This window comes from Bradyrhizobium sp. sGM-13, assembly GCF_018398875.1.
In the GTDB taxonomy this organism is placed as follows: domain Bacteria; phylum Pseudomonadota; class Alphaproteobacteria; order Rhizobiales; family Xanthobacteraceae; genus Bradyrhizobium.
On sequence record NZ_JAGWDK010000200.1, the window covers coordinates 1 to 430 of the forward strand.

Annotated in this window: 1 protein-coding gene; it reads left to right on the plus strand. The window is 66.5% G+C overall.

Features of this window, described 5'->3' with window-relative positions; all coding sequences use genetic code 11:
* On the plus strand, nt 1-430 hold a 430-nt coding region (locus KJQ96_RS38770; protein ID WP_213291196.1), incomplete at both ends, for a phosphopantetheine-binding protein.

A 430-nucleotide genomic window follows, 5' to 3' on the forward strand; every position in this document is an offset into this window, starting at 1 on the left:
CTGGGCGGCCACTCGCTCTTGGCGGTGCAGCTGATCGAGCGTCTGCGGCGGCTGTCGCTGGGGGTGAAGGTGCGGACTTTGTTCGCCAGGCCGGTGCTGGCGGATCTGGCCGCGAGCCTGCGCAGTCATCACGAGGTGGCGGTGCCGGCCAACCTGATCACGGCAGAGAGCCGCTCGATCACGCCGCAGATGCTGCCGCTGATCGAGCTGACGCAGGGAGAGATCGATCGGATCCTCGCCACGGTGCCCGGCGGCGTCGGCAACATCCAGGATATTTATGCCTTGTCGCCGCTGCAGGACGGCATCCTGTTCCATCATCTGTTGGCCCGCCAAGGCGATCCGTACCTGCTGGTGTCGCAGATGGCGTTTGCCGACCGTGGCGTGTTGGACCGCTATCTTGCCGCGGTTCAGCGGGTGGTGGACCGGCACG